Source organism: Pseudorhodoferax sp. LjRoot39 (assembly GCF_964253035.1).
Taxonomy (GTDB): Bacteria; Pseudomonadota; Gammaproteobacteria; order Burkholderiales; family Burkholderiaceae_C; genus Pseudorhodoferax.
The window spans coordinates 1-18,038 of sequence record NZ_CAXUQL020000003.1; the positions used below are offsets into that span (position 1 = coordinate 1).

Annotated in this window: 19 protein-coding genes and 2 pseudogenes; 8 read left to right on the top strand and 13 right to left on the bottom strand. The window is 54.6% G+C overall.

Translation table 11 applies throughout. The annotated features are described in order from the left end of the window. Nucleotides 1-374: hypothetical protein (locus tag ACSQ4M_RS37760; protein ID WP_436194616.1), on the top strand; the 374-nt coding region annotated here is incomplete at its 5' end. Nucleotides 375-517: 143 nt separating this feature from the next. Here the strand turns inward: ACSQ4M_RS37760 and ACSQ4M_RS37765 are convergent. The 5 genes from ACSQ4M_RS37765 to ACSQ4M_RS37785 form a co-directional block, all read right to left on the bottom strand. After that, nucleotides 518-727 (bottom strand): hypothetical protein, encoded by a 210-nt coding sequence (locus ACSQ4M_RS37765; protein ID WP_436194617.1) that lies wholly within the window; start codon nt 725-727, stop codon nt 518-520. Nucleotides 728-961: 234 nt separating this feature from the next. Then, complete coding sequence (locus ACSQ4M_RS37770) at nt 962-1,471, bottom strand: hypothetical protein (protein ID WP_436194618.1); 510 nt, start codon at nt 1,469-1,471, stop codon at nt 962-964. Continuing rightward, nucleotides 1,468-3,333 carry a hypothetical protein gene (locus tag ACSQ4M_RS37775; protein WP_436194619.1) on the bottom strand — a complete coding sequence of 622 codons (1,866 nt, stop codon included), beginning with the start codon at nt 3,331-3,333 and terminating at the stop codon, nt 1,468-1,470. Before ACSQ4M_RS37775 ends, ACSQ4M_RS37770 begins: the two co-directional genes overlap by 4 nt. 21 nt (nt 3,334-3,354) lie before the next feature. After that, nucleotides 3,355-3,876 carry a GNAT family N-acetyltransferase gene (locus ACSQ4M_RS37780; protein WP_436194620.1) on the bottom strand — a complete coding sequence of 174 codons (522 nt, stop codon included), beginning with the start codon at nt 3,874-3,876 and terminating at the stop codon, nt 3,355-3,357. Continuing rightward, nucleotides 3,873-4,154, bottom strand: a complete 282-nt coding sequence (locus tag ACSQ4M_RS37785) for a DUF1778 domain-containing protein (protein ID WP_436194621.1) — start codon at nt 4,152-4,154, stop codon at nt 3,873-3,875. Before ACSQ4M_RS37785 ends, ACSQ4M_RS37780 begins: the two co-directional genes overlap by 4 nt. Nucleotides 4,155-4,332: 178 nt before the next feature. Between ACSQ4M_RS37785 and ACSQ4M_RS37790 the strand changes: the two genes are divergently transcribed. Then, complete coding sequence (locus tag ACSQ4M_RS37790) at nt 4,333-5,301, top strand: tyrosine-type recombinase/integrase (RefSeq protein WP_436194622.1); 969 nt, start codon at nt 4,333-4,335, stop codon at nt 5,299-5,301. Between the two features lie 40 nt (nt 5,302-5,341). Here the strand turns inward: ACSQ4M_RS37790 and ACSQ4M_RS37795 are convergent, their stop codons facing one another. The 3 genes from ACSQ4M_RS37795 to ACSQ4M_RS37805 form a co-directional block, all read right to left on the bottom strand. After that, nucleotides 5,342-5,944, bottom strand: a complete 603-nt coding sequence (locus ACSQ4M_RS37795; RefSeq protein WP_436194623.1) for a hypothetical protein — start codon at nt 5,942-5,944, stop codon at nt 5,342-5,344. A gap of 65 nt (nt 5,945-6,009) precedes the next feature. After that, the gene (locus ACSQ4M_RS37800) at nt 6,010-6,858 is read right to left on the bottom strand and encodes a dockerin type I repeat-containing protein (protein ID WP_436194624.1); all 849 of its coding nucleotides are present in this window, start codon (nt 6,856-6,858) and stop codon (nt 6,010-6,012) included. Nucleotides 6,859-6,866: 8 nt separating this feature from the next. Then, nucleotides 6,867-8,993: an esterase/lipase family protein gene (locus ACSQ4M_RS37805; RefSeq protein WP_436194625.1), complete on the bottom strand. Its 2,127-nt coding sequence runs from the start codon at nt 8,991-8,993 to the stop codon at nt 6,867-6,869. Between the two features lie 391 nt (nt 8,994-9,384). Here ACSQ4M_RS37805 and ACSQ4M_RS37810 point away from each other — a divergent pair. Beyond that, a pseudogene (locus tag ACSQ4M_RS37810) lies at nt 9,385-9,575 on the top strand (IS5/IS1182 family transposase); the annotation flags it as partial. A 331-nt stretch (nt 9,576-9,906) separates the two neighbouring features. Beyond that, a complete protein-coding gene (locus tag ACSQ4M_RS37815) occupies nt 9,907-11,001 on the top strand; it encodes a hypothetical protein (RefSeq protein WP_436194626.1) in 1,095 nt (364 codons plus the stop codon). Between the two features lie 175 nt (nt 11,002-11,176). Here the strand turns inward: ACSQ4M_RS37815 and ACSQ4M_RS37820 are convergent, their stop codons facing one another. Further along, nucleotides 11,177-11,557: a hypothetical protein gene (locus ACSQ4M_RS37820; protein WP_436194627.1), complete on the bottom strand. Its 381-nt coding sequence runs from the start codon at nt 11,555-11,557 to the stop codon at nt 11,177-11,179. A 441-nt stretch (nt 11,558-11,998) separates the two neighbouring features. On the opposite strand from ACSQ4M_RS37820, the gene ACSQ4M_RS37825 reads away from it, so the two are divergent. Next, nucleotides 11,999-12,574, top strand: a complete 576-nt coding sequence (locus ACSQ4M_RS37825) for a tyrosine-type recombinase/integrase (protein WP_436194628.1) — start codon at nt 11,999-12,001, stop codon at nt 12,572-12,574. Between the two features lie 13 nt (nt 12,575-12,587). On the opposite strand, the gene ACSQ4M_RS37830 is transcribed toward ACSQ4M_RS37825, so the two are convergent. Together ACSQ4M_RS37830 and ACSQ4M_RS37835 are read right to left on the bottom strand one after the other, a co-directional pair. Beyond that, nucleotides 12,588-13,199, bottom strand: a complete 612-nt coding sequence (locus ACSQ4M_RS37830; RefSeq protein ID WP_436194629.1) for a hypothetical protein — start codon at nt 13,197-13,199, stop codon at nt 12,588-12,590. Between the two features lie 43 nt (nt 13,200-13,242). Next, a complete protein-coding gene (locus ACSQ4M_RS37835; protein WP_436194630.1) occupies nt 13,243-14,811 on the bottom strand; it encodes a type IV secretory system conjugative DNA transfer family protein in 1,569 nt (522 codons plus the stop codon). A 457-nt stretch (nt 14,812-15,268) separates the two neighbouring features. On the opposite strand from ACSQ4M_RS37835, the gene ACSQ4M_RS37840 reads away from it, so the two are divergent. Next, complete coding sequence (locus tag ACSQ4M_RS37840) at nt 15,269-15,691, top strand: hypothetical protein (RefSeq protein ID WP_436194631.1); 423 nt, start codon at nt 15,269-15,271, stop codon at nt 15,689-15,691. 527 nt (nt 15,692-16,218) lie between these two features. On the opposite strand, the gene ACSQ4M_RS37845 is transcribed toward ACSQ4M_RS37840, so the two are convergent. Next, the gene (locus tag ACSQ4M_RS37845) at nt 16,219-16,644 is read right to left on the bottom strand and encodes a hypothetical protein (protein WP_436194632.1); all 426 of its coding nucleotides are present in this window, start codon (nt 16,642-16,644) and stop codon (nt 16,219-16,221) included. A 42-nt stretch (nt 16,645-16,686) separates the two neighbouring features. Here ACSQ4M_RS37845 and ACSQ4M_RS37850 point away from each other — a divergent pair. Further along, nucleotides 16,687-16,755: pseudogene (locus tag ACSQ4M_RS37850) on the top strand (zinc-ribbon domain-containing protein); the annotation flags it as partial. A 138-nt stretch (nt 16,756-16,893) separates the two neighbouring features. Next, entirely contained in the window at nt 16,894-17,436 is a 543-nt protein-coding gene (locus ACSQ4M_RS37855; protein WP_436194656.1) for a DUF2628 domain-containing protein, read from the top strand. 161 nt (nt 17,437-17,597) lie between these two features. Here the strand turns inward: ACSQ4M_RS37855 and ACSQ4M_RS37860 are convergent, their stop codons facing one another. Continuing rightward, the gene (locus ACSQ4M_RS37860) at nt 17,598-18,038 is read right to left on the bottom strand and encodes a hypothetical protein (RefSeq protein ID WP_436194633.1); all 441 of its coding nucleotides are present in this window, start codon (nt 18,036-18,038) and stop codon (nt 17,598-17,600) included.

Here is an 18,038-nt window from a genome sequence, read left to right on the forward strand (position 1 = left end):
AAGTTGGTGTCTCGCTACTTGTTCAGTGCGTAGCGCCGCTTGACCTAAATGATCAGTTAAAATCAAAATACCATCTATTGAAAGATGCAGAAGGACGATTGAATTCAGTAATGTTCAAAAATTCGACTGCGTCGGAAATTTTTGTCGCGTGGCGGCCTGCTGATCGGTTCACCAGCTGCTCCGATACAAAATCAGCTATTTCCTTGATGCGGATTTCTTCTGGTGCTGAAGGGGAAGCCTATATAGACCAGGCTCTACAGGTCTGCTATGCCTCGATCGATAGCATCGGTGCAACACCAAAATTCCGAGACAAATGCAGGGAAGGATTTGGCGCGACAGTGGATGCGAACGCAAAAGCGCTTGAATGCCGATAGCCTTCTATTTACTGCTAGCGACCCGCCAAAGGTAGCGTGGGGCTACGGCGGGCGGCAATTGCCCAGCACCAGCCACGCTTTGTCGATGCATGTTTGCATGCAACCATGCAGACTCCCGCAGGGCGTACCCTGCGGGCTCTGGTCTAGTCACGCGGCTTGATCTTGCGGATCACGACGCGCCCGGTGATCGGGAATGCCTCCAGCACGATGTCGAAGCCATCACCGTCACGGTGAGTCCAGACAGCGCCGATGCGTTGCCAGGATGCATCTTCTTGGCCTTCCGCGTTTTCATAGTTGCGGACCATGAACGCGTGGTGCGTTGGGCCCTTTTTGGCTGGGGTTGCATGGTTCATTGGAATCTCCTTTGTTGTTGTCACCCCCACGTCGAGGGCATGGAGATCCAGGCGGAAGCTCAGGGGCGCGCGGTCAACCCAACACGGGAGCACAGCGAATGGAGCGGGCAGGGGCATTGACGGAGTGCCCGCTTCTGCCATCTTCCATGCCCAACCTCGCACGTGGGTGACATCCCAAGGGGATCGCACCACCTTGCAACCGGGGCTGAAAAGGCCACGTTCACCCGCCGCGGTTCAGTTGGCGGGTTTGATGAAGAGGCTAAGGGCGCCGTCGCTCTGTCGCGATGGCCAGGAAGCGCCCTGTTGCACGAAACCGAGTCGGAAAAGCGTGCGATGCATGCCCTCGTTATCCGCCCGCGAAGTCGCAATAACACCAGCAGCTCCGGCGCCCGCAACAACAGCTGCGCACAAGGGGTAGGACAAATTCTTGCCGCGCGCATTCGGCGCAATGAAGATCCAACCCAGCTCGTAAGGAAAGGCTGCGTTGGTCAGCGCAACCGATGCAGACTGTTGGATTCGGTCTCGGTAGCTGTCGCGAGGAGTCTTGAGGCCCGCCACCCCAACCAAGACATTCTCCAGTCGCATAAAGCCCAGGCACTGCGCGTCGCCGACATGTCGCAGTAGCCCATCACGCGTGACCTCACCACCGGCCGTCACCAGATCCACGAACTCGGCAAGCTCGTCAGGTGAGAACTGTGCGGGAGGCCCCACGACGACAGAAAAGTTCTTTGATGGCCCGATCAAGTGTCCGGTTCTAGCAGTTCAGCGATGCCGGCAAAGTCGCTGATCATGGCGTCATACAGCAGATCCACTGCGCTGCCCCAACCAGCCACTTGAGCCGCCGACGCGACGCCGAATTTTTCCAAGTCCGACGCGAGCGTTGCAGCGAAGCCCTGGCCGGTGCGATGTGCCGCCTTTTGACGCAACTGGTTCAATGAAAAAAGTCGGCGCATCACGGGCAACTGCGTCTCTGGTTTCCACTGTTTTACGAATTGCTCTGCTTCCTCAGGCCAACGGTAGCCGGAGCCTCGTGCGATCGTGGCAAGCTGGCATAGCGTGCCCATCAGTTTGAGGCTGCGAGCACCCGGCAACGTCTTCAGGTCGATGCCCAGTTTGCGCACCATGTTTCTGAGCGGCGCTTCCTGGATCCCTTCCCAGAGCTTCGCAACATCGAGCACGCGATCTAGAAATCCGTCCAGCGTGATGTTCGGCGGCGCTACCTTTGCGAGTGTGACCAGGGAGTCGAAGGAGCACCACCCGTGGTACTCCACGTTGTACGCATTGAACCCGCCGATGTCGACCTCCTCGAAACTCAGGTCGAACCGCTCACCCAGGCGCACAAGGGCCGAGGTCAGCTTGAGGTATGCAGACACCAATTCTTCGGCTCGTATTCCGATGTGCCTGATGCCCGCAGCCTGGTGATCGGCCTCGGCAACAGCGCGCGGCACTGCGAAGCGATGCCAGTGCTCGATGACCCTGCTTGGACACCCCTCGTATAGTTTCCTGAGCTCGACCGAGATGTAGTTGCGGCTGTGACGCTGGCAATCGCCGACCGACCACTGGCCACGATAAGACATGCCGCCCCATTTGGGGAAAAGCACGAACTCGGGCCGTCCTTCGTACTCCTGAAGCACCAGATCGTTGACGTAAGCCTTTGGGTCCTCGCGGCCGGCGCGGTCTTGGGTCATCTCGCCGGGGTGATCAGGCCACACGAGCGGTAGATCTCTCTCGAAGATCTTTCTCTCCCCTCGGGGCAGTACCAGGCGTCGCCCCCAAACCTGCGCAAACTGCCGGCCTCTTTCATCGGCATATCGGTTGATCTGCAGATTGAGCAGCCGTCCCGGGAGGTGAAAGTCCTTGCTGTCGCTGCCCGACATTGCCGCATCGAAGGAGGCATCGTCATTGGACCTCCGCTGCTCATAGTAGAAGGCCACCGCGGCCGCCTGCTTGATGCGGCAGTATTCAAGCAAATAGTCGCGACGGATCTCGACGAAGGCGCGCTGACGTTTCTCCTTCGGCAATTGATGATCGGAGATCGTCGACACCCGCACCACGTCGTAGACGGGGCCATGGGGGTCGTCCCAGTGCACGTCCGCCTGCCCGATGTTGCGCGGCACGAGACCAAACACCATCAGTAGGCCGTTGTCCGGGAGCAAGACGTCTATGTCGCCGCCGCGCCACCTGTTGACGACCGGTTCGAATCGGTCTTCGCGACCGATGCCTGCGATCCAGAATCCGTTCCTATGCGGTGGGCCATCGTCATCCACGAACGGCAGCGGTCCGTTTGACTGAACTTCATGGCCCGAGGAAGCAGTCGATTGCAGCAGCTCATCGACATCTGCTAGCGGCACTAGCGCCACGCTCATCGTCCTGTACCCGACATAGCCTGTCTGCGGAAGCTCCGAGACCTCGGCGACTGTCACATAGTCTGAGCCTGCGGCGTCATAGGGGAGTACGAGATGGGCAAGTGATGCCGGCCAGAAGTTGGCAGGGTCGACGGCGCCAGGCACCACCGAGATGGGAGGCGGCTCCGCCGCAGCGGGCTCGGGAATTTTTGTAGAGAGATCGCTCACGATCAAAACAAAGGTTGGTGTTGCTTGGCCCAAGCGCCCAACGCTGCAGCTCAGCTATGTCGCAGCGCCCTTCAACGCGGCCGCAACCGTCGCCAGTGGCAGCAACAAGGTCAAAGGCGCATCCTGCAACGCAACGGCTCCATAGCTCTGATACCACCGCGCAACGCCTTCGTTCTTCGCATCGATCACGATGGCCACGCCACCCACTTCGGCTGCGGCCAAAAGGCAGCGCCGGCCCGCGGCGAGCAGTAGCTGCCCCCCGAGGCCTTGGCCTTGCATCTTCAGGTGCACGCCGAGTCGGGCCAGGCGAAAGCTTGGCACGTCGTACCTGGCCAAACCACGTCGGATGATGTCGGGTGTCCGGTCATAGGAAATCGATGCCGGACTCAGGCTGTAGAAGCCTAGAACGCTGCTGTCTTCCTCGCTGATCGCGAGGAAGGTTTTCGCGCCGCCTGCTTCATGGCTCTTGCGCGCATGAAGGCGCAAGAAGTCATTGAGGGCGGCCTCGCCGCAGTCGAAGGCGTTGCGGTCGTGGCTTTTGCTGATCGGCTCCTCGTGCCAAGCTGGCACCGTCATGCGGGCATCGCAGGCAAAGCTTTGGCCGCAGCCAGAAGCCGAGCATTGGGCATGGGCGGATGTTCGAGCATGTCCAGCACACGCAGGCTGTCGCGCTCGGACAGCTTCAGATGCTCGGCGTGCTCGATCACAACGGCAGCCTCGCGCACCGCGTGCTGCACCACGAAATCGGTCAGGTCTGTGTTCGTCAACGCGGCCGCACGCAGCAACATGGCTTTCTGGGCCGGCTGGATGCGCAGGTTCATTCGTTGGTTGTCATCGATGGCGACACGGGGCATGGCGATCTCCTTTGTACTCATTCAAAGAGTACATCGCAAACCGCTACTAGTCAAGATCAATGTGTATTGAATACGTACAGATAGCGATAGCATTTTATTCTTGATAAAATATGTTATCAAGAATAAAACGGGAGAAGCCCCGAAAGGGCCGACAGCAACCATGGCGGAGACCGAATCCATGACCGAGAACCTTCCTGCACCCGCCCAAGCGGGTGGCATGCTGACCGCAGCGCAGTTTCACCAGCTCGCAGCTGTGCCGGCAGCGCTGGAATGGTTTGCCAACATCGACAACCCACGCACCAGGCGCGCCTACGAGGGCGACATCGGCGACTTCACGGCCTTCGTCGGCCTCACCAAGGCCGAGGATTTCCGCCAGGTCACGCGGGCCCACGTGATCGCCTGGCGCAAGCAGCTGGAAAGCAAAGGTCTGGCCGGCGCTTCGATTCGACGCAAGCTGGCTGCGCTGTCCTCGCTCTTCGAATACCTGTGTGAACGCAACGCCGTGGAATCCAACCCGGTGAAAGGCGCGAAGCGGCCGAAGGTCGAGAGCTACGAAGGCAAGACGCCTGCGCTGGGAGACCACCAGGCGCGCGCGCTGTTGGCAGCCCCGGACGACACCACGCTCATGGGCAAACGCGACCGCGCGTTGACCTCGGTGCTGCTCTATCACGCGCTGCGCCGCGAGGAACTTTGCCAGCTGCAGGTCAGCGACATTCAGATGCGCCGCGGGGTGCCGCATCTGCGCATCCACGGCAAGGGCGGCAAGCTGCGGTATGTGCCACTACACCCAGGATCAGCCTCCTTGATCGATGAGTACCTGCAGGCTGCTGGCCACGGGGAGGACAAGCAGGCCCCGCTGTTCAAGCCCGTGCGCGATAACCGTCGCGGCCTGGAAGCTGGCCTCGCACTGACGGCCGATGGGGTCCGCAGGATCGTGCAACGCTACGCAGCGCAGGCAGGCATCGACATCGAAGGGTTCGGCCCCCATGCCTTGCGGGCCACGGCGGCCACCAACGCGCTCGACAACGAGGCGGACATCGCCAAAGTGCAGGAGTGGCTGGGGCACGCCAACATTTCTACCACCCGGATCTACGACCGTCGACGCATGCGCCCCGAGGACAGCCCTACCTTCAAGGTCGAATATTGAATCCACAAGTCTGCTTAGGCGTTCACCCCATGCAGGCGCGCTACTCAAGGTCCTGAATTGGCCGAAGCTTCCGAACGCGAGTAGTTATGAAAAAGGCTGCCAACCCAAGCCAAAAAAGTAAAAGAATCTGAGGCTCAGGAACAGCTGAATTCACAGTAACGTTCACAGGATTTCCAACAAATAATTCTAGATTCATCCCTTCTGCGTCACCAACAGAATTTGGTGAGACCGAAAACCAAGTGCTACCTGCGGCCTGCGCTAAGAATGTCAAAGTAGCCAGCTTAAAAGCAGAGGGCTGCAAGTCGTTCAAATCCGCAATAGAATCTAGCGACAGTTCAAACAAGTTGATAGTCCCCGCGCCGGGTGTCGCAATCTGCAAAGACCCAAGGCCGAGTATGTCAAGACCCGAACCCCATGTGATACCTTGATATGAGGCAATCAAAGGATCAAATCCTATGTCTATATCAAAAACTCCCAGAGAAGGCGCGCCGGCATCAATTATATCAATAACTCGAATATCGATATTAAAGAGCGCACCACCACTTACATACTGAGAACTCGAAAATAATTGAATAGTTGCAGCTTGGATGTGGCCACTAAAAGCAAAAACCGTCGCAAAAATGGCAACAATCTTCTTGATCATACTAAGTCCGTTAAAATAGGCTTGTTGGTGATCGATGCACTAAATTTTCTGAAACGCCGCGTGAATTACCTAGCGCAACGCGATTTGGAACAAATGGTTGTCAAAACGCGAACGTCTAGCGCGTTTATCTTCCCATCTCCATTCAGATCTCTTGCATCCTGCGTTCCTGTCGCAGACTGGTTCAAATAAGAATTAAGATAGTTAATATCATCGACATCTATACTGTCATCGCCATTGAAGTCACCACGCAACTTTTGCTGGGCAACCACAACATTCACGATTGCAGCAAAGTTTTTGTAGCTTATGGTAAAAACAGCGTTTCCAGGCGCTAAGGCAACCAAAGCTCCAGATGGCTCAATGGATGCGATATTTGGCGCATTACTCGAATATGAAATTTTGGAAAATGGTAACCCACGCTTTCCCGAGATGGCTTGTCCGTAAATGTTCAAAATTGATGTTTCTCCTGGAAAGTTAAGATAAACTTCAGAAGGTTCCACCGAAATATTTTTTATCTCTCCACTCCCGGCTGAGTCAGAAGAATCAATCGTGATGGAGATTGCTTTTGAGTATGTGGGAGATGTTCCATTCCTTGCGCCCACCGCTGAAATCCTAAAATCACCAAATTTTGCGCTATGCGGAATAGTTACCGTGAAGAGGTATGGATCAGCCGATTGCAATCCTGAGTCGACAAATGGGCCGTTCGAATTAAGAAAAACACCCTTGTTGAAGTAAAACGACTCCATCCCCGCTTTTTGCGAAACTGATACTTGAAAAGTATCGCCTGGGCGAAAGACTGCGCCATTGCTTGGCTGCGTAATTACAAGGTCTGCCGCCGCACAGGCGGTGGAAAAATGAAGAATAATGAAAAGCAAAGCCGCTGATGCAAGCTTAGAAATAGTTTTAACCTTGTACATAAAAACCCTCAACGGTAAACGTTTTTATCAGTTACAGGCGTGTTGAGCAATAGCTGAACCTTTTCTACAATGAGGCTCACTCCAGATGTGCTTGGCGGGGTTGTCAACTCAGTAGGCTCGCCACCCAAAGTCCCCGGGGCAAAGTTGCGAAACGTATACAGTTTAGCCGTACCAGGTGAGTGTAGAACGCCCGAAATAACCACTTGATTAGCTCGCGAGCCACCATTCAACTGGCTATTGAGGGGTACTACCCCGTCATTCTCAACTCCCAAAAAGTCGATGAATGCAGCGGGACTTCTAAAATTTCTCACCATGGGATCATCCGGGCAGATGACAGCTAGTATTTGAACGAGATTGAACCGGTCCGTCGGCACATCGTGGCACTCGCCGCTTAGAGGACTGCAAACCTTTTTCATGGGAGGAGGCTGGATCAACCTTGTTATTTGATCGCTTGACATAACTCCCGCAATGTATGTTGTAGGAATATTTGGTTGCTTGGACAGCAGCCGTTTAATGCCTTCTCCAAATTCGCCTGAACCGGCTTTGTTCCCCTTTAGACTGCCTGCGGCTCCTTCTCCATTTCCTAAGGCGGCGCCATTCGCATTTCTCAAAATAGCGCAACCCGGGCAATCATCGAGGACAGGTTGGCCATGCTCGGCCATAAAATCACGTATGCATTGATTTCCTGGTTGAAGAGCCTGATTTGCAAAGGGGGTGCCTAAGTGAGGCCCACCAATGCTAATCAGTTTATGAATATATCCTTTCGAGAAATTTCGAGGTTCCGCGTATTTCAAATCTAATGTAGTGGTCCGAGTTACTAGATTACCCATGCTATGAGCAATGTAGTCAATTCTTGCCGCCGCAGAAGGAACTTGACCAACTCTTCCCGCACGAAATGCTTCTAATAGAGATCGAGACGTGTTCAAGACTATATTAGCGCCATAACTAAATCCCAATGCGCTCCCAGGAGAAACTATATCCAATCGGTTATCGGGGCTCCCTCGTGAAATCGTTATGTTGTAGCCATAGTTTACGCGCCACACTACCAACCCCATCGAAGACAACGACTCCAATTGTGTCAAGTCACCCAAATCGTCAGATGTGGCCCACAAGCCGTGCACCATTAGCGCGGGTGGCCTTACGATATCAATTTGCTGATCTGGAGTGCCGTTTCCAAGGCTGAGGGCTACGGTTCGCTTTGCAGCGCCAATGTCAGACAAGTTATTGAACTGGCAGTCTGAACGCACAAAATCTGCGGGGGCGCGATATACAGCGAAAGCCATTGGCCCTTTTGATGTCGACGCAATCGTCAGCGGCACATTCCCTGAGAATGCATTTTGAAAAATATTGCTTGGGGGCGAGAGCGCGTCATAGACGCGACCGTAGTTGTCACTATTGCCGTTGCCGCATAAAGGATCTGGCTTAACGCTAATTGATATTTTCTCTGAAAAAGATTTTGCGGGAATTCGGATTACTATCTGAGCAACTCCATCCGCGGAAATGCCTTTGACTATACGTCCTTTAGTCGCCAATCTTTCTGCGGCGGTTGTGATGCCGCTTTTTTCATTGCTTCCATCCAGCAAACTATCTCCGCCGTTTAGAGGTACGGGATCGACTATTGATATGCTTGTGCCTGGAGATACTTTGTAAGTTCCAGACACGAGTTCGGCCGTATAGCTAGAATTGGGGTAGCTAACACCAAATAGAAAGCCAGATCTTTCCTGCGTCCAACCAGCCAGTGCCAGCGCCGAAGAATATGTGCCTCCGGAAGGATTAGGAGGGAAAGTAAGCCACTCAAGCGAAAGTGCCTGTCCAGCGCACTGTAGTCCTGCCGTCATTGCTTTATACACAGCCTCCGGATTGAATCCTGGGCATGGGCCATATGGTGCATAGTTCTGCGTAACAGGGGAATTTGCGCTAGATGTAACATCGAACAATATTCCGCGCCAGACAAGCTCAAATTTCGTGAACCTCTTGGTTGTGGTATCAAATGAAAAGTTTCCTTTGTTTGGTGCCCCGTCGCCAATAAAAGATACTTCATGACTAACCACTTCCGCAGTTGCCACCCCTGAGAAGACTACTTGCCACGCTACTACCATAAAACGAAAGGCAGACTTTATTCTCGACAGTTTCATTACCATCCTCCCCTTTGAAATCTAAGCGATTTTCACGTAGTTTTCGTCCACGACAAATATTATCAAAAAACTGAACTTCCGATTTCATTAACGGCATTAAGTCCCAAGGCGGAATTCGTATCCTTTACAGGTCTTGTAACTCTTACAGCCAATTCGGCAGAAATCCTGCTTTTCGGCACACAAGGAATCGGTATTTCAGTAGCCTGCTAGATCCTGGGAGAGTTTGTCTGTTTACAAGGACACGTAGTGCCTCCATCTTAGCGATACGCGCAAACATGGGCGCCTTTTTTTCTGCCCGAAATTGGTGCGTGTACTGCAGCGCGCGCGGCACGGGCCGCGTACCAATTGCGCTCCAGATCAGCTGCGGCTGTACTTCATCTAGTAATGGGGCAACTTGTACGCCAAGGGCCTGCTCCTGCGCCAGGGAACGGTGGTAGACGCGACACTGCTCGCCGCCGCGCCCAACTCGGTCAAGAACCGCGATGGCAGACGTGACCCGAAAAGCACCAGAAAAGGGCAAGCAGTGGTACTTCGTCATGAAGGCACACATGGGGGTGAGATGCCGACCCTGGGCTGGTACACGGGCAGGAAGTCAATGGTTATGGTGACGCGGAGACCAAGGTGTGGACAAGCGTCCGGGCGCCAAGGACGACGTTTGCTGCCACTGGTCATAAAGCATCCAAAGCCCGCGCCTGGACAAAGCCAACCCGGTGCAGGCCCTGCTGGAGAAAGTGGATGAGTGAATCTTTATATTCGTGCGCGTCACGCCATAGTCAAGAGGATTAGTTGACATCGTGTCTGCCTGTCTTACCAAGCTGGATTTGGAAGGTCACCAGGACATGAGTACAACTGTTGCGCTCCTTGGTAAATCGTAGGTATTGAATTTTTATGTTACATCGTGCTCCCGTGTGCTATGTTGAATGTTCACCATTACAGGTATCCCATCACCTATCACGAACCAGGTTCAAAAGATTTTGGAGATTCGCCGGCGGTCCAAACGGCTGCGCTGCGTGCGGAGCTGCTCGGGCGATTGCTTGGTGCACAAAATGAAGTAAATGCGCAGCTGGCTGAGCTACGCAACAACGGCGCCGACAGCACACTTATCGCGCAATGCAGCGGCCAGATCGCAGAGCTCGTAGCCTTGCAAAACAGTCTCATAGGGGCGACGGCACAGACCTTGACTGGCCTGCGAAAGGAAGTCGGTGCGGCGGTCTTAGCAGCGCAAGTGGTGAGCCAGCAAGCAAAGGTGGCGAGTGCCTCCAGCGCCACGGAAGCGACCCTGCAGGTCGCCGCGACCAGCGCGGCCACCAGGCGCGAAGTGGCAGGCTTGCAAACAGATATTTTCGAGCGCCGGATCTTCGATCCGTATCTCACCTTCGGTTCACCCGAAGACGAGGAAGCGTACCGTCGTCGAGAGGCGGAAACCAGGCGCTACATCGAAGCCCAGTTGAAGCTCCAGTCGCCGGAAGGGAACCTCAACGCGGCAGGCGCCACCATTGGCCAGATGCTCGATGCGCAGGCGCATGGTGCTGGCGGCAGCCCAGAGTTTGCACCGCGCTGGGACCGCCTCGTGGAAACGACCAAGCGGCAGCATGCCGCCATGCGCGCCGCGGGACAGTCCACCGAAGAGTTTGACCGTAACCTGGTGGTCAGCGTGCGCCAGTACCTGAAGAACAAGGGCTTGACACCGGCTGAGATCGAGGCGGCTCTCGCCTCCTCGGCCGATCCGCTGGACGCAGTCGCGCCCTATCTCAAGACCGAGCAGGATGCGCAGGGACTTGGCAGGTCAATCAAGCGCGCGGCACTCGGGGGAAGCACAGCAGTTGTGCCCGTGCATGCCACCACCAGCACGGTGACATTGGACGACCAGGCGGGGCAGGCGCCGAGCGTCGATGACGTAATGGCCAAATTTCAGGCAGCAGGCGTAGTCGCAGCAGCGACCACGGCGACTCCCGAGCATGGCGTTGGGCAACGCCAGGCCAGCAACGAAGGGAAGGTGCTGAGGTAGATCCTTACTTCGGCTTGGGGGCATCCTTTGCACCCAACACCACAATCAAGGCAGCGGTCACCTTGCCAAGCATCGTCAGCACTGCATATCCCAAGGTCACGGGCTCCATGGCACTCTCCCACATCGCATGCTTTCTCAAACCGGAGAAAGCTGACGGAAAGAAAAGACAGCAGCGTTAGGGCTGCGCGACCGGCTGGCCACTGACGGCGCGAGCGCCATACGTTAGGCCTGTCGCATAGCAGAGGCCTCGATCACGTTCCTGGCCTGCAAGGCAGCGCTCGGCAATCGGCTTGAGCACCTGCAGGGCAGGCATCGAAGCAGTCATCGCTTGGCGCTGCTGATAGGCCACAGTGAACCCCGCATCGAACGCCAGCGCCGTTGACACGGTTACGGCACGCTGGTTACCCAGCGAAACCTCGGCCCCGCCGCGCATCGCGGCCGCCGCCACGGCGGCGGGAATCTTCTCGTGCCCTGCCGTCTGGCCCGTGGCACTCACCATCAAGTCTCGATACAGGTTCAGCAACATGCCTTCGCGCGCCAAACGCAGCAGGCTCATGGAGCAGGTGTCAGAGGCATCGGGCGAGTTGAATCCGGATGTCCTGCTCATTGTCGTGTTCGCGGGAGCTTCGCCTGCAGCGCAGGTTCGCCGCATGCCGACAGTCAGCTCCAACGGGATGGTCGTGAGAGTGGCCTCCAAGTCCTCGTGGCGCTCACGAAGCGCCGTGGCAGACTGGGCCAGCACCAGGCCCGAGGAGGCCGTGGCCAATAGCACCACGATCAACGAAAGTTTTGCCACACAACGCCCCTAGATCCACAACTACAGGCATGCTGGCAGATGCAACGGATTTGGTAATTCCGTTGCGCACGCCCCTCTGGCGCACGCTCTGTCACCGGTTTTCAGATTTCTCTGGCAGCGACCGGCATCCCCTGATATCCCTGCATTTAGCTAGGAAATTATCGCAACGGAATTACCAATTCTGTTGCCCAAGGGGGAAAGATGACGTTCGATCAACGCGCAGACTGGCAGATCTATGACGACACGGGGCGTCGCAAGTATCTGACCGAGACTGAATGGCAGTTGTTCTTGAGCGAGGCGAACAAGCTTCCCCGCGCACAGCGAGCGCTCTGCCACACCCTTGCGTTCACTGGCTGCCGCGTCAGCGAAGCACTGGGGCTAACCGGGCACCTGCTCGACAGGGCAGAAGAAACGCTCATCATCCGCACGCTGAAGCGCCGCCGCGTTGTGTATCGGAGGGTGCCTATCCCTCGCAGCCTGGTCGTGCAGCTGATCGCCATTTCGCAGGGCCAAGAAGCGCCGTTCTGGACCATGCATCGCGTCACGGCATGGCGGATGGTGCAGCGATTGATGCTAGACATCGGAGTTCGAGGCCCGATGGCCTGCTGCAAGGGCCTGAGGCACACCTTCGGCATGCGAGGTGCACGATGTGATTTACCGCCAAACATCCTGGCCAGATTCATGGGCCACAGCCGCACGACAACTACCGCGATTTACATTGACGCCAGAGGTGATGAAGAGCGGGAATTTGCAGCCCGAATGTGGAACGTGAAATAGGAGGGAATGAACCCTACCGTTGCATAGCGCTTCCTGGCAGTCGCTTCAGAAGTCTACGGGAGCTTTCAGGAAGACTATCGGCCATCTCACGAACGTTCGGTGATGCTGTCGCTTTCGGCAAAGCTCCTTTCACCACGAATTGCTTGGCTGTTTCCTGAGCGTTGGCGATCTTCATTTGATCAACTTTGCCAAAGGTCCAGCGAGCAATGCGGTACATTAAATAACACACGCCCAACGCAGTTACGCCGAGCCAGCCTAACGCGAGCTGGTCATAGTCCGAAGCTCCACGCATATAACGATGCTCTGACAACCAGTAGGTCCAGCCAACCCAAAAGACAACACCAATTGCGACACGCAGCCGGGCAGATCCACTGTGCTTTTTTTCGGCAAGCGAGTTACCGCTTTCCATGGCGTTCCAATTCCGCTCCCAGGATTTGTATTCCGCAACTCGGTTAGATGACGTGACGACCATCCAAACTACAAATCCAGCCAAGAGCGGTTGTACGGAAGAAGAGGTGTCAGTCTGCGTCCACCAGTGATAGAGCATGAACCCGGTCGCAGCGATTAGCGCCGTTGCCACGATAGGATTCCCGAATATTAAAGTTGTAACCTTTGGACGCTTCATTTTTCCCTCAAATGGCGCTAAAGCCGTGACCGCTAATCTTCAGTTACTGTTGAAAAGTCGGATTGAGAAAATTGGATCCGTTCGATGCATGGAACTTGGCTCCTGCGCGAAACCAGATTGCAGTGACCTTTTCCCCGTGCGCCGGCCCACCGGATTTCAGTTCAGCGGCAAACACACGTGGCTCTACCAGGTAGTCCATCTGTTCATTGGCTCCCCAGCTTTCCCCCTCGCTGCGACCACTACTGGTATTATTTCCCCAAGAATTACCAGCGCTGTAGTTGGAACCACTTCCAGAGTTTGAGCTACCACCCCCTGCACCTGAGCTTGACCCACTATTACTGGAAGTTCCACGGCTCTCATTTTCCCCGGTATTCATTCCACGACTAGAATTCGAGCCGACATTGCGACTTGAGTTGTAGCGCATCTGAATTCCGCGCCCAATGAGATCAGCGGCAAACTTGTTGGTGGTGTTGCAAGCGTTCAAGTGAAACACCTGGGTATTAAATTTTCCGACCAACCCATTGACTGCTTGCTCTTTAGATCTGCCCATCTTTGCGTAGTATGTCGGCAATGTCTGAGAAAGAAATACAACGCAAGCACGTGAGCCCCTGCATGTAGAAAGGAACTCATCATCTTTGACACTGACAAAGTACTGAGCTTCATCCGCCCATAAAAACACGGGACGTTGGCGATGAACTTCGCCCAACCCATTGCGCGCCTCCACGGCGCGCTGCCACATGAATTTGAAAAGCTGCTGCCCCACTAGGCCATCGGCATTCCAGGTGAGAACTGGCATGGCCATGATGATGATTGCGCCGTGAAAGGTCATCTCCGGCACGATGGTGGTATCGCCACAGAAGGCCTTTGCCAACTTGCCGTGGTTGAATCGATCCAGTCGGGTCGTCAGCGAGATCAGGATGTTGCCCCGTGTTTTCTCCGGAATGCGCATAAACTGCTGGTGCCAGTAATTCACCAATTTGCGCAGGTCGCCGTCCTGCACATGAACAGCTGGAGCGTTGGTCGCTCTTCTAAAGGTGTTAGCCGCAAAGCTTCGCTCCAACCAATCCTGGTTGTTCCACAGCTCCGGCGTTGTTGCGGCCGACATCACGAAGTCAATGATGCTGCTGATCGTCACCTGTCCCCAAGCAACATAGATCAACGGGATGGTGTAGTTGAGGATCTGCCGCGTTGCATCCTCCCAGAACCGCTCCGAGGACGCCCCCTCCCCTGAACCGGCGGCGATGTCAGATGCTTCGAGCACGCGCATCAGGCACTCGGTGACATTGCTCGACCCCTCGACACCATGTCGGGCCAGCTCATAGGTGATGAAATTGAAACCTTCGTTCTCGTCAAAGACGATCACCGAGTTGGTGCGCCCGTGCTCCCTCGCATAGTGCATCCATAGTTCAACTTCTTCAGGCTTGGCGCACATGACCAGGCCGCCCATCCCTGCACGCAGGTACGCACCAGAAAGGGCCTTGCCAGTCCCGCTGGTTTTCCCCGAGCCGATACCACCAAAAATATGCACGCCATTGCAGGCATCTCGCAAGGTGAAATTGTCATGCGAAGAAAGGCGAAGAAGGGGAGCATCAAAATTAGACAAAAAGCTCATGCGCGGCCCGGCAGTAGCCCATATGATCTTTCAACAGCTGGTTTCTGGCAATGGAGGCGTGCATGGCGCAACAGGGTCTCTGGGAGCGGTTCAAACATCAAGTCACCACTGCCATCTCAGATGTGCGCGAGAAGGTGGTGGAGGAGGGATGGTTCGGACGGCCAACCGCCCCACAAGAAGAAAGCATGGCTGTAAAGCTAGGCTGGGAGCAGAGGGGTCCAAAGCCTGATGTGGCTGGAGCGAACACCAACATGCCTGCCAGCGTCTCCCTCAACATTCCTCCTGCGGTCGCCACAGACGTCACAAGGGCCGCCGCCGCGTTAAAGCCCCTTTCTTGGGAAGAAATTCGATCAGATATGCTGGACGCCCCGCAGTACAGCCCCGTGGTGAGCCCTGCTCTTGGCCACAGGGGAGAAGAACAGGGTCTGGACCGTTAAGCCTATATACAGAGAATCTTATGCCGAACCAGATTCGCGTTATTCGCCCTGTAGCGCAGGCTAAATCACCTCCCTACCCCCCTACGCCAACCACACCCATCCCCCCGCCTCACGCAACACCTTCATCCAGTCGTGGTGGTTTCCTGCAAACTTTTGGACTTGATCTTCGAGTAGCGGTGCTTGTAGTGATAGTGGACATGCTAGCCTTTGGCGGAACGCTTGCTAGCTTGGGTGTACTTTATGTTGTCGAACTCGTATCAGCCGTTGTCTTAGCCTTCATTACATACCGAATTCAAAAAAATTGGTATGGAGATACGCACGATTCTGCATTGATTAAATGCCTGATCGTTGGGTTGGTAACAGCGATTCCAGCCCCAATAACTCCGTTGATTGCAGGACCAGGCGGCTTTATTGGTCTTCTGAATATGCTGCGCAGGAAATAAACATGAAGTTTTGTTTCGAATGCGGAGCATCGATTGGTACGGGAACACGATTTTGTAGCGGTTGTGGAACCCAGGTCCGAGTGCAGGCTTCGCCCCAGCCGCCCATTGACGACGTGGTCGATGTATCTTCCTCCGGCCCAGCCTATACGCCTGCCGCGGCGCCCCATGTGCAACGACACATTCCGTCTTCACCACCAGCGGCATCAGAAGTTCAGGCCGACGCTGAGCCGCCGGCGATCAATCTTCTTGACATCCGCACCCTGCCCATTGGCTCAAAGGTAGGAATCTGCTGGGGATTCCTATGGCGGGGATCCGTTGTTTCGCTTGGATCTATGGTCATTAGCTTGGTGCTTGGTTTTCTGATTGAGAACCAGACATCTTCTGTTGTCCTAATATTCCTGGGTCTGGTAATGATGGGTACCGGATTTTACTGCATCTATCTGTGGGTCATGTGGTTACTCACAACGAGTATCGGCCGATTCAAACTACTCTTGGTGAATTCTTCGGAGCTGGGAAGCAGATAAATTCTATTTTCCACGATCTGTAGAAATTGCAGCTCCACCAGAAGGTGTTGGAGGAGCCGAAAAACATTCTTCAGGCATTGCAGATGACAGAATACGCATCCCAGAAAAAGCTAATCCGACACTTGGTACCGCAAGAGCAGCAGACCGCTCAAGGCGCTGAATAACACTGTCATTGCGAAGTATTTCTTTACCCTGCGCAACGGCTTTTTGCCATGTTTCGAATATGGGTTCCATTGCAGCCGATGAGAGTTTTTTGGCGCTTTCTATACGTTCGCCTATCTCCTCAAGAGCACGGCTATCAATCGTCGAAGCAAGCGTGCCAATATTGGCAACAAAACTTAAAGCGGCCACTTGATGGGCAGCAACAGGCTGATGGTTTTTTGGATTTTGTTTGTCCGCTGACATGAAAACTCCCAATTGGTTGATCATGTAACATCTATCAAACCAAGGTTAATTAATCATTAAATTAATATGAAATTCTGTCCTCAATGCGGAAAAGGTGTTGGCCAAGGATCCCGCTTTTGCGAAGAGTGCGGAGCTTCCCTCGCGGCCGGGCCAATATTTGCAGCAAAAGCGTCTCCGACGCCACAACCTAGCCAGGGCGGAGACTTCTCCTTCGAAAAAATTCCTCAGGAATCAGCGCCTGGTTGGCCCCCTGACGAACCTGTTCGGCGACCTATGTCCTATTTTCCAAAAGAGGATATTCTTGAGCAGCCTGCAGCGCGCTCGACGCACCGACCTTCCATGCGGCATGAAATTACGGCTGAGGCTGAATATGCATTTTTAGGCAAAAACGCCGACTATTATGTAGATGAATGGTCAAAGATCAAGGAAGGATCTAAAGTATCTTTTAATTTGTGGGCGTGCCTTTTGGGTCCAGCTTGGCTGGCCTATCGGAAAATGTACTTGTACACCGTGTTGTTTGTGGTGTTTTTGGAACTTCAGGTTATTGCAGAGCTTTCAGTAGGAAAGCTTTCACCGATAACACAACTAGTTCAGACAGTAATAACAATGGGAGCCTTTGCCCTGTATGGAAACTATGCTTATTTAAACTTTTCTCGGGAGAAAATTCGAAATATTCTTTCTCAGAAAAATGGAATTTCTGTAGACGAGGCCCTTGAAAAAGCAGGAGGCGTAAACAAATGGGCGCCTTGGGCTGTGGTGCTGTTTGTACTTGCTTTTGCCGTAATACTCTCGATCATCTTTCCAGAGAAGGTCTGACTTTCGTGCTGGCGTGACATGGCGCTTGTCCAGCGGTTGTCCGCAGCAAGCCCTATTCAATAGTTCGATGTGAAATTTATACAGGTCAGGCGGTGTGATATTCGCAGTGACGCTATAATCGCGCGACTCAGCTTTCAGCCGCATCAGCGGCGATAAAAATTCTAGGCAGCGCGCGAAGCAGTGGAAGACATCACCTCCACCTGAATACTATCAATGATTGGGTCACCGGAAGCCGGCAGAGTTGAAAACTCTGCTGCGTCGTATTCTTGGATAAATTCGCAGGAGCCAAGCTTGATCGCATCGATTACCGGTCGAAGCGCCCTTCCCTTCACCATGATGGTCAAGCCGCTAACCGTCAGGAAGAATTCCTCATAAGTTTTTCGGTTGTAGCTAATATTGAGCAGGTAGTTATAGGCTACGGCGTGGGCTAAACCGGAGGCGCATCGAATATCAAGGCGTGTTACCTTGTCCTTCGCGGCAAACGCTGCGTAAGCATCTGGGCCCGCTCGGTTCACCACCAGCGAGGCAGACGAAACCGACGTGGTCGGCGGCGCCGATCCCGTGACACGCTGGCGAAATCGGGCAAGGGGGTCATCGGACAT

Excerpts from the sequence above, each read along its gene's own strand:
- ACSQ4M_RS37765 (WP_436194617.1), bottom strand. The coding sequence starts at position 727 with ATGAACCATGCAACCCCAGCCAAAAAGGGCCCAACGCACCACGCGTTC.
- ACSQ4M_RS37780 (WP_436194620.1), bottom strand. The coding sequence starts at position 3,876 with ATGACGGTGCCAGCTTGGCACGAGGAGCCGATCAGCAAAAGCCACGAC.
- ACSQ4M_RS37785 (WP_436194621.1), bottom strand. The coding sequence starts at position 4,154 with ATGCCCCGTGTCGCCATCGATGACAACCAACGAATGAACCTGCGCATC.
- ACSQ4M_RS37790 (WP_436194622.1), top strand. The coding sequence starts at position 4,333 with ATGACCGAGAACCTTCCTGCACCCGCCCAAGCGGGTGGCATGCTGACC.
- ACSQ4M_RS37795 (WP_436194623.1), bottom strand. The coding sequence starts at position 5,944 with ATGATCAAGAAGATTGTTGCCATTTTTGCGACGGTTTTTGCTTTTAGT.
- ACSQ4M_RS37800 (WP_436194624.1), bottom strand. The coding sequence starts at position 6,858 with ATGTACAAGGTTAAAACTATTTCTAAGCTTGCATCAGCGGCTTTGCTT.
- ACSQ4M_RS37805 (WP_436194625.1), bottom strand. The coding sequence starts at position 8,993 with ATGAAACTGTCGAGAATAAAGTCTGCCTTTCGTTTTATGGTAGTAGCG.
- ACSQ4M_RS37815 (WP_436194626.1), top strand. The coding sequence starts at position 9,907 with ATGTTGAATGTTCACCATTACAGGTATCCCATCACCTATCACGAACCA.
- ACSQ4M_RS37820 (WP_436194627.1), bottom strand. The coding sequence starts at position 11,557 with ATGAGCCTGCTGCGTTTGGCGCGCGAAGGCATGTTGCTGAACCTGTAT.
- ACSQ4M_RS37825 (WP_436194628.1), top strand. The coding sequence starts at position 11,999 with ATGACGTTCGATCAACGCGCAGACTGGCAGATCTATGACGACACGGGG.
- ACSQ4M_RS37830 (WP_436194629.1), bottom strand. The coding sequence starts at position 13,199 with ATGAAGCGTCCAAAGGTTACAACTTTAATATTCGGGAATCCTATCGTG.
- ACSQ4M_RS37835 (WP_436194630.1), bottom strand. The coding sequence starts at position 14,811 with ATGAGCTTTTTGTCTAATTTTGATGCTCCCCTTCTTCGCCTTTCTTCG.
- ACSQ4M_RS37840 (WP_436194631.1), top strand. The coding sequence starts at position 15,269 with ATGCCGAACCAGATTCGCGTTATTCGCCCTGTAGCGCAGGCTAAATCA.
- ACSQ4M_RS37845 (WP_436194632.1), bottom strand. The coding sequence starts at position 16,644 with ATGATCAACCAATTGGGAGTTTTCATGTCAGCGGACAAACAAAATCCA.
- ACSQ4M_RS37855 (WP_436194656.1), top strand. The coding sequence starts at position 16,894 with ATGTCCTATTTTCCAAAAGAGGATATTCTTGAGCAGCCTGCAGCGCGC.
- ACSQ4M_RS37860 (WP_436194633.1), bottom strand. The coding sequence starts at position 18,038 with ATGTCCGATGACCCCCTTGCCCGATTTCGCCAGCGTGTCACGGGATCG.